This is a genomic window from Roseivivax sp. CAU 1761 (assembly GCF_054482755.1).
In genome coordinates this window covers 142,353-151,630 of record NZ_JBTLRM010000007.1, presented here as the reverse complement: position 1 = coordinate 151,630, position 9,278 = coordinate 142,353, and the positions used below count along the sequence as shown (strand labels likewise).

Annotated in this window: 6 protein-coding genes; 3 read left to right on the top strand and 3 right to left on the bottom strand. The window is 70.3% G+C overall.

Going from position 1 to position 9,278, the window contains the following annotated elements; all coding sequences use genetic code 11:
- Positions 1 to 170 precede the first annotated feature (170 nt).
- On the bottom strand, positions 171 to 779 hold the full coding sequence (locus tag ACXYMW_RS06980; RefSeq protein ID WP_459034582.1) for an MOSC domain-containing protein: 609 nt from the start codon (positions 777 to 779) through the stop codon (positions 171 to 173).
- A gap of 53 nt (positions 780 to 832) precedes the next feature.
- A complete protein-coding gene (recA, locus tag ACXYMW_RS06975; protein ID WP_459034581.1) occupies positions 833 to 1,900 on the bottom strand; it encodes a recombinase RecA in 1,068 nt (355 codons plus the stop codon).
- A 186-nt stretch (positions 1,901 to 2,086) separates the two neighbouring features.
- On the opposite strand from recA, the gene ACXYMW_RS06970 reads away from it, so the two are divergent.
- The 3 genes from ACXYMW_RS06970 to ACXYMW_RS06960 all read left to right on the top strand — a co-directional run bounded on the left by ACXYMW_RS06970 (position 2,087) and on the right by ACXYMW_RS06960 (position 5,275).
- On the top strand, positions 2,087 to 2,704 hold the full coding sequence (locus tag ACXYMW_RS06970; protein WP_459034580.1) for a gamma-glutamyl kinase: 618 nt from the start codon (positions 2,087 to 2,089) through the stop codon (positions 2,702 to 2,704).
- A gap of 175 nt (positions 2,705 to 2,879) precedes the next feature.
- Positions 2,880 to 3,971 (top strand): carboxynorspermidine decarboxylase, encoded by a 1,092-nt coding sequence (locus ACXYMW_RS06965; RefSeq protein ID WP_459034579.1) that lies wholly within the window; start codon positions 2,880 to 2,882, stop codon positions 3,969 to 3,971.
- Between the two features lie 65 nt (positions 3,972 to 4,036).
- On the top strand, positions 4,037 to 5,275 hold the full coding sequence (locus ACXYMW_RS06960; protein WP_459034578.1) for a saccharopine dehydrogenase family protein: 1,239 nt from the start codon (positions 4,037 to 4,039) through the stop codon (positions 5,273 to 5,275).
- A 523-nt stretch (positions 5,276 to 5,798) separates the two neighbouring features.
- Here the strand turns inward: ACXYMW_RS06960 and ACXYMW_RS06955 are convergent.
- Positions 5,799 to 9,230, bottom strand: a complete 3,432-nt coding sequence (locus ACXYMW_RS06955) for an indolepyruvate ferredoxin oxidoreductase family protein (protein ID WP_459034577.1) — start codon at positions 9,228 to 9,230, stop codon at positions 5,799 to 5,801.
- Between the last annotated feature and the right edge of the window lie 48 nt (positions 9,231 to 9,278).

The window sequence follows — 9,278 nt, the reverse complement described above, 5'->3', positions numbered from 1 at the left end:
CCCCCCCCCCCCCCCCCCCCCCCCCCCCCCCCCCCCCCCCCCCCCCCCCCCCCCCCCCCCCCCCCCCCCCCCCCCCCCCCCCCCCCCCCCCCCCCCCCCCCCCCCCCCCCCCCCCCCCCCCCCCGCGGCGCCCGCCCGCAAGGCGCTGCGGCCGCGCGCCGGGCGTCGCCTCAGCCGCGCGGCCGCCCGGCAAGCTTCTGCAGCCGATCGCCGGCGCGAATGGTGCCGTCGGCCATCACCCGGCAGAGGATGCCGCGCAGCCGGTGGCGGCGGTTCTCGGGCGCCGCCACCCAGTCCTTGGCATCGCTGCCGTAGCGGTGGCGCCATTTCGCGCAGGCCTCGTTGAACACCGCCGAGACCCGGAGCACGGCGCTGCCGGCCTGCAGGTACTGGCCCGCGGGCAGGTTGTCCTCGGACAGGTCCATGTCGACCACGAAGCTGTCGCCGGGATGGGCGACGCGGTCGCGGTCGCGCCAGACGAGGTCGAGCACGCGGCGCTGCAGGATGCAGACCTGGATGCCGGGATGCGGCGCACCCGAGGGCAGGCGCAGCCAGGGTCGCGTGGCCCAGCGCTCGCCCGGAATGCCCTCCGCCCGGGTCACCCGGATCTCCTCGACGAAGCGGCGCTGGCCGTAATCGGGGCGCAGGCACAGCATCTCGACCGCCGCGCCGTCCTTCGGCGCGGCGCGGATGGCGGGGATCGCCGCCTCGAGCTCGGCGCGCCGGACCTGCCGCTCGGGCGCCACGCGGGCGGTCTTGCCCGCGCCGTCAGAGCTCACAGCCGGCGCCGGCCCGTCCGCGCCCCCGGGGGACAGGGGACGGCCGGCCGCGCTCACCCCTCGACCACGTCGTCGTCGGATTCCTCCATGTGGAAGTCGAGCCCGTGCGCGGCGCGGATCTTGTCCTCGATCTCCATCGCCACGCCCTGGTTCTCCTTCAGGAAGGTCTTGGCGTTCTCGCGGCCCTGGCCGATGCGCTCGTCGCCGTAGGAATACCACGAGCCCGACTTCTCCACGACGCCGGCCTTGACGCCGAGATCAATCAGCTCGCCGGTCTTTGAGATGCCCTCGCCATACATGATGTCGAACTCGACCTGCTTGAACGGCGGCGCCACCTTGTTCTTGACCACCTTGACCCGGGTGGCGTTGCCCACCACCTCGTCGCGGTCCTTGATCGAGCCGATGCGGCGGATGTCCATGCGCACCGAGGAATAGAATTTCAGCGCGTTGCCGCCGGTGGTGGTCTCCGGCGAGCCGAACATGACGCCGATCTTCATGCGGATCTGGTTGATGAAGATCACCATGCAGTTCGAGCGGCTGATCGAGCCGGTGAGCTTGCGCATGGCCTGGCTCATCAGCCGGGCATGCACGCCCACCGAGCTGTCGCCCATGTCGCCCTCGAGCTCGCTCTTCGGGGTCAGCGCGGCGACCGAATCGACCACCACCATGGAGACCGCGCCGGAGCGCACCAGCGTGTCGGTGATCTCCAGCGCCTGCTCGCCGGTATCGGGCTGCGAGATCAGCAGCTCGTCGAGATCGACGCCCAGCTTCTTGGCGTATTGCGGGTCGAGCGCGTGCTCGGCATCGACGAAGGCGCAGACGCCGCCCTTCTTCTGCTCCTCGGCCACGCAATGCAGCGTCAGCGTCGTCTTGCCGGAGGATTCGGGGCCGTAGATCTCGATGATCCGGCCCTTCGGCAGCCCGCCGATGCCGAGCGCGATGTCGAGCCCGAGCGAGCCGGTCGAGGTCGCCTCGATATCCTTGAACGGGTTGTCCCCGCCCAGCTTCATGATCGAGCCCTTGCCGAACTGCCGCTCGATCTGCGCCAGCGCCGAGTCGAGCGCCTTCTGCTTGTCCGCGTTGCGCTTCGTGTCCATCGTCAGGAGATCTGCCGTTTTCATGAGAATCCTGTCCTTGTCTCACACGTGCCGCCGCGCGGCAATCGCTGCTTCGTTCGCCTCTTGTTCCGCGCAATATCGGACCAAAGAGGGAACATTGCAAGGAGAACGCCTTGCCCGCGGGTTACTTTTTCGTGCCCGAGTTAAGGCGTAGTTTACGCGGAACGAAACGATGCGGGGCGGGGGCGCATGCTGGTGTTCTGGAAGCAAAGACTGGTGCTCTTGGCGGTGCCCAAGACCGGCACCTCGGCCTATGCGCGGGCGCTGGCGCCGCATGCCGGGCTGGTGGTCAGCGACCCGCCCGAGCTCAAGCACGCGCCGGTCTACCGTTACAACCGCTTCTTCCGGCCGATGTTCGAGAAGATGGGCGCCGGGCAGATGGATGTGGCGGCGGTGATCCGCGAGCCGGTCAGCTGGCTCGGCAGCTGGTACCGCTACCGCCAGCGCGGCTTTCTCGACGGCCGCCCGGTCTCGACCCGCGGGCTCGATTTCGATACCTTCGTGGCGGGCTATCTGAGCGAGCCGCGCCCGGCCTGGGCCGATGTCGGCCAGCAGTCGAAATTCGTCGCGCCGCGGCCCAACGGCACCCGCGTCACCCATCTGTTCCGCTACGAGGACCAGGCGGCGCTGATCGGCTTTCTCGAAGAGAGGCTCGGCGTGGCGCTCGATCTGCCGCGCGAAAACGTCTCGCCGCGCGCCGATCTGGATCTGTCGCCCGATCTCCGGGCCCGTCTGCGCCGCCGCTGCGCCGCCGATTTCGCGCTCTGGGAGGGCATCGGCCGGGACGCTGCGCCGCCCCGCGCCTGAGCGCCGCCCGGCACCTTCTTCTGAGCCGAAATATCCCGGGGAGCCCGAGGGGCCGGCCCCTCGGTCCGGCGCCCGACGCCGCGCCGCCGCCGGGCCGGTTCGCGGCCCCGCCCGCCTTGCCCCCCGCGCCCCCATTGCCTATACGGACCGCTGCCGTCGCCGATGGAGGACGCAGATGCAGACGCCGTATTACCTGATCGACAAGGCGCGCCTGCTGCCCAATCTGGAGAAGATCGCGGGCCTGCGCGAGGCCTCCGGCGCCCGCGCGCTGCTGGCGCTGAAATGCTTCGCCACCTGGTCGGTCTTCGACCTGATGCGCGATTACATGGACGGCACCACCTCGTCCTCGCTCTTCGAGCTGCGCCTGGGGCGCGAGACCTTCGGCAAGGAGACCCACGCCTATTCGGTGGCCTGGGCCGATCACGAGATCGACGAGGCGGTGTCCTACGCCGACAAGATGATCTTCAACACCGCGGCGCAGCTCCTGCGCTTCGAGGCCCAGAGCGCCGGGCTGACCCGCGGCCTGCGCGTCAATCCCGGGGTCTCGACCTCGGGCTTCGACCTCGCCGACCCGTCGCGGCCGTTCTCGCGCCTGGGCGAGCACGCGCCCGAGGACATCGCGCCGGTGGCCGAGCTGATCTCGGGCTTCATGTTCCACAACAATTGCGAGAACGACGACTTCGACCGCTTCGACGAGATGCTGACCCATATCGAGGACCGCTTCGGCGCGCTGATCCGGCGCATGGAGTGGATCAGCCTCGGCGGCGGCATCCACTTCACCGGCGAGGGCTACCCGCTCGACCGGCTGGCCGAGCGCCTGAAGCGCTTCGCCGGCGAGAACGGCGTGCAGGTCTATCTCGAGCCCGGCGAGGCGGCGATCACCCGCTCGACCACGCTCGAGGTGACGGTGCTCGACACGCTCTACAACGGCAAGAACCTGGCCATCGTCGACAGCTCGATCGAGGCCCACATGCTGGACCTGCTGATCTACCGCGAGAGCGCCAAGATGCGCAGCGACGGGCCCGAGGAATGGATGATCTGCGGCAAGTCCTGCCTCGCCGGCGACGTCTTCGGGGAGTTCCGCTTCCCGGGCCCGCTGGCCCCGGGCGACCGGCTCTCGATCGACGATGCGGCGGGCTACACCATGGTCAAGAAGAACTGGTTCAACGGCGTAAAGATGCCCGCCATCGCGATCCGCGAGCTCGACGGAACGGAGCGGCTGGTGCGCGATTTCGGCTATGACGACTTCAAGGCGGCGCTCTCCTGACCGGCCGGCCCGCCGCGCGCCGCGCCGCCGGCCACGCGACATAACAGAGGGGACCTGACAGGCTCATGAAACGCAACGTGCTCATCATCGGCGCCGGCGGCGTCGCCCAGGTGGTCGCGCATAAATGCGCCCAGAACAACGACATCCTCGGCGATCTGCACATCGCCTCGCGGACCCGGTCGAAATGCGACGCCATCGTCGCCTCGGTGCACGAGAAGGACGCGATGAAGGTCGCGGGCACGTTCCAGACCCACGAGATCGACGCCACCCGGTCCGACCAGGTGGCCGCGCTGATCGAGAGGACCGGCGCCGAGATCGTCATCAACGTGGGCACCGCCTTCGTCAACATGCACGTGCTCGACGGCTGCCTGGCCACCGGCGCGGCCTATATCGACACCGCGATCCACGAGGAGCCCGACAAGATCTGCGAGACCCCGCCGTGGTACGCCAATTACGAGTGGAAGAAGCGCGACGCCTGCACCGAGAAGGGCGTCACCGCGATCCTCGGCGCCGGCTTCGATCCCGGCGTGGTCAACGCCTATGCCCGCTTCGCCATCGACGAGTTCATGGACGAGGTCACATCCATCGACATCGTCGACATCAATGCCGGCAGCCACGGCAAGTATTTCGCCACCAATTTCGATCCCGAGATCAACTTCCGCGAATTCACCGGCACCGTCTATTACTGGGAGGACGGCCAGTGGAAGGAAAAGGCGATGTTCGAGACCGGCCGCGAATGGGACCTGCCGGTGGTGGGCAAGCAGACCGCCTACCAGTCCGGCCATGACGAGGTGCATTCGCTGGCCACCAACTACCCGCAGGCCGATGTGCGGTTCTGGATGGGCTTCGGCGAGCATTACATCAACGTCTTCACGGTGCTGAAGAATATTGGCCTGCTCTCGGAGCAGCCGGTGCGGCTGGCCGAGGGCCAGGAGGTGGTGCCGCTGAAGGTGGTGAAGGCCTGCCTGCCGGATCCGGCGAGCCTCGCCCCCGATTACACCGGCAAGACCTGCATCGGCGATTTCGTCAAGGGCACCAGGGACGGCCAGGAGGTCGAGGTCTTCGTCTACAACGTCGCCGACCACAAGGAGGCCTACGAGGAGGTCGGCTCGCAGGGCATCTCCTACACTGCCGGGGTGCCGCCGGTGGCGGCGGCGATCCTGATCGCCCAGGGCCCCTGGGACGCCGAGACCATGCGCAATGTCGAGGAGATGGATCCCAAGCCGTTCTTCGAGGTGCTAGACCGCATCGGCCTGCCGACCCGGGTGCGCATCGGCGACGAAGACCGCGCCTGGAACGCCTGAACGCGGCGCTGCGGCCGGGCTGTCGGGTTGAACGCGCGCAGCACCGTCTCGTCGGGCCGGTGCGCGCGTGTGGCCGGTAAACCCGATCCGGTGACGGGCGCCCGCTTGTCTTTCCGAGAAGAGGGCAGCGTCGTCCCGCCGGGGTGGCGCTGACAAGCGCCGCCCCGGGGGGCGGGACGGCGCTGCCCGGCCTCGCAGCCGGGCGGGCCTTTGGATCGGCGCGGGGAACTTCAATAATGGCCGACACGGCCCGTCGACCAAATGACTTCCGCAAGCGTCCGCGCCACAGGCGCGCGGCCGTCGGTCGGGCCTGTCATCTCGGGAACCGCGCCAGAACCTGCGGGCGGCCTGTCATGCCGAGAAAAGGGCCGCGTCGTCTCGCCGGTGGGACGCTGACACGCGCCGCCCCGGCGGGGCCAGGACGGCGCTGCGCGGCCGAGTGGCCGGGCGCGGCCTCGGATCGGAGCGGGGGTCCTCGCGGCACAGAACCCACCGTGCCCGCAGACCCCAATTGCACGCCCGGCTAGGCCGCTGCACCCCGCCGCGCGAACATCGCGTCGGCCTGCGCGCGGACCTGCTCCGCCGCGGCCTCGCGCACCGGGCCGTAGCCGCGGATCTCCATCGGCAGGGCGAGGAGCGCCCGCGCGGGTTCCGGGTCGGCCGGGTCGAAGCTCTGCTCGACATGGGTCAGCACCTCCTCGAACCAGGTCAGCAGGGCGCGGTCGAGCCGGCGGTCGGCGCTGCGGGCGAAGGGGTCGTACCAGCGGTTACGGATGCGCCGGCCGCGCGCCAGCAGCCGCAGCGCCGGGGTCAGCCACGGCCCCAGCCGGATCTTGCGCGGCCGGCCGCGGGCATCGCGGCCCAGAGGCAGGATCGGCGGCGCCATGTGGTACTGCACCCGGAACGGGCCCGAGAACCGGTCTGCCAGTTCGTCCTCGAAGCCGGTCTCGGTGAAGAGCCGCGCGACCTCGTATTCGTCCTTGTAGGCCATCAGCTTGAAGAGCGACCGCGCCGCTGCCGCGACCACCGCGTCGGGCGCCTCGGGCAGGGCGGCGCGGAAGGCGCCCAGCCGGTCGCGGTAGCGCTCTGCATAGGCCGCATCCTGATAGCCGGCGAGGAAGTCGGCGCGCCGCGCGATCAGCGCCTCGGGCGTCTCCTCGTCCGGCGCGGCCTCCGCCAGCCAGGGGGCCAGCGCCTCGGGCCGCGCCGTCATCACCCGGCCGAGATCGAAGGCGCGGTTGTTGCGCTCCACCGCCACGCCGTTCAGCAGGATCGCCTGGCGTAGCGCGGTCTCGGAGACCGGCACGAGGCCGCGCTGCCAGGCGGCGCCGAGCAGCATCATGTTGGCAAAGACCGCGTCGCCCATCAGCGCCTCGGCGGCGCGGTTGGCGTCGAAGGCGCTGACATTGTCCGCGCCCACGGTGCGCCGGATCAGCGCCGCGCGCTCGCCGATCCTGAGATCGGCGTCGCGCCGCAGCACCAGGTCGCCGGTCGGCATCTCGGCCTCGTTCAGCACCACCCGCGTGCCCTGGCGGTAATGCACCGAGGCCTTGGGCGCGGAGCAGACCACCGCGTCGCAGCCCACCACGGCATCGGCCGAGCCGCGCTCGATGCGCACCTGGTGGATGTCGCCGGGCCGCGCGGCGAGCCGGACATAGCCCAGCACGGTGCCGAATTTCTGCGCGAAGCCGGTGAAGTCGAGCACGCTCGCGCCCTTGCCCTCGAGATGCGCCGCCATGCTGACCAGCGCGCCCAGCGTCACCACGCCGGTGCCGCCGACGCCGGCGACCAAGAGGTCCCAGGGCCGGGCCAGGTCGGGCAGGGCGGGCTGCGGCAGCTGCGCCTTCAGCGCCTCGAGGTCGAGACCCTGCGCCTCGGGCTTTCTCCGCTCCGCCCCCTCGACGGTGACGAAGCTCGGGCAGAAGCCGTTCAGGCAGGAGAAATCCTTGTTGCAGGTCGAGAGGTTGATCTTGCGCTTGCGGCCGAACTCGGTCTCGCGCGGCTCGACGCTCAGGCAGTTGCTCTCCACCGAGCAATCGCCGCAGCCCTCGCAGACCAGCGGGTTGATCCAGGCGAAGCGGTCCGGGTCGGCGGCCTTGCCGCGCTTGCGGCGGCGCCGCAGCTCGGTGGCGCAGGTCTGCTCGTAGACCAGCACCGAGACGCCCCTGACCTCGCGCAGTTCGCGCTGCACCGGGTCGAGCCGGTCGCGGGGATGGAAGCTGGTGCCCGGCGGGAAATCCCCCGACCGGAACTTGCCGGGCGCGTTCGAGACCACGGCGATGCGCTCCACGCCTTCGGCGCGGCAGGCCCAGGCGATGCCGGCGGGGCTGACCGGGCCGTCCACCGGCTGGCCGCCGGTCATCGCCACGGCGTCGTTGTAGAGGATCTTGTAGGTGATGTTGGCGCCGGCGGCGACGGCCTGGCGGATGGCGAGCGAGCCGGAATGGTACCAGGTGCCCTCGCCGAGATTCTGGAACAGGTGCTTGCGGCCGAAGAAGCGCGACCCGGCCGCCCAGGGCACGCCCTCGCCGCCCATTTGCGCGAAGCCCAGCGTGTCGCGGTCCATCCAGGCCGCCATGACGTGGCAGCCGATGCCCGAGGCCGCGACCGAGCCTTCGGGCACCTTGGTCGAGGTGTTGTGCGGGCAGCCGGAGCAGAAATAGGGCGTCCGCGTGGCGCCCGGCACCGACAGGACCGGGGCCGGGGTGGCGGTCAGCGCCTCGGCGCGCGCCTTGAGCCCTTCCTCGGGGAAGAAGGCGTGCAGACGCTCGGCGACGATCGGCACGAGCTGCAGCGGCGAGAGCTCGCCGGTCCAGGGGATCAGCGGGTCGCCCGCGGCGCGGTGCTTGCCGACCATCTTTTTCGGCTTCGAGCCCGGCCAGTCATAGAAGTATTCCTTGAACTGGCTCTCGATGATGCCGCGCTTCTCCTCGACGACCAGCACCTCCTCCTTGCCCTCGACGAAGGCCAGCGCGTCGCGCCGCGCCAGGGGCCAGACCATGCCGATCTTGTAGATGTCGATGCCGAGCCGGCGGCAGGCCGCCTCGTCGAGGCCGAGCAGCCGCAGCGCCTCCATCAGGTCGTGATGGCCCTTGCCGGTGGTGACGATGCCGTAGCGCGCGCCCGGCACGTCGTAGATGTGGCGGTCGATCGGGTTGGCCTCCACGAAGGCCTCCACCGCGTCGAGCTTGTGGCCGATCCGGGTCTCGATCTCGACGCTCGGCATGTCGGCGGCGCGCACGTGCAGCCCGCCCTCGGGCGCGATGAAGTCGGGCTGGGCGAAGACCGGCTCGGGCGGCAGCTCGATCGACTGGCCGGCCTCCACGGTCTCGGAGATCGCCTTGAAGCCGACCCAGGTGCCGGAGAAGCGCGACAGCGCGATGCCGTAGGCGCCGTATTCGAGGTATTCGCGGATGTCGGCGGGGTTCAGCACCGGCATGAACCAGGCCAGGAAGGCGGCGTCGGACTGGTGCGGCATCGACGAGGAAACGCAGCCGTGATCGTCGCCGGCGACCACCAGCACGCCGCCCTTGGGCGCCGAGCCATAGGCGTTGCCGTGGCGCAGCGCGTCGCCGGAGCGGTCGACGCCCGGCCCCTTGCCGTACCACATGGCGAAGACCCCCTCGACCTCGGCCTCGGGGCGCAGGCTGGCCTGCTGGGTGCCGAGGATCGCCGTGGCGGCCAGATCCTCGTTCACCGCCGGCAGGAACTCGATGCGGTTGTCGGTGAGCCTGTCGCCCATGCGCCAGAGTTCCTGATCGAGCCCGCCCAGCGGCGAGCCGCGATAGCCCGAGACGAAGCCCGCCGTGTTCAGCCCGGCGGCGCGGTCGCGCCGCGCCTGGTCGAGCGGGATGCGGGCCAGCGCCTGGGTGCCGGTCAGAAAGACGCGGCCCTCGGTGCGGTCGTAGCGGTCGTCCAGCGAATAGGTCTCGAAGCGGGTTTCGTGCCGGGTCATGGAATGCTCCTCCGATCCCGAAAGCATGCCCCGGATGGCGCGAGAAAT

Coding starts and splice junctions, on each gene's coding strand:
- recA (WP_459034581.1), bottom strand. CDS start 1,900: ATGAAAACGGCAGATCTCCTGACGATGGACACGAAGCGCAACGCGGAC.
- ACXYMW_RS06970 (WP_459034580.1), top strand. CDS start 2,087: ATGCTGGTGTTCTGGAAGCAAAGACTGGTGCTCTTGGCGGTGCCCAAG.
- ACXYMW_RS06965 (WP_459034579.1), top strand. CDS start 2,880: ATGCAGACGCCGTATTACCTGATCGACAAGGCGCGCCTGCTGCCCAAT.
- ACXYMW_RS06960 (WP_459034578.1), top strand. CDS start 4,037: ATGAAACGCAACGTGCTCATCATCGGCGCCGGCGGCGTCGCCCAGGTG.
- ACXYMW_RS06955 (WP_459034577.1), bottom strand. CDS start 9,230: ATGACCCGGCACGAAACCCGCTTCGAGACCTATTCGCTGGACGACCGC.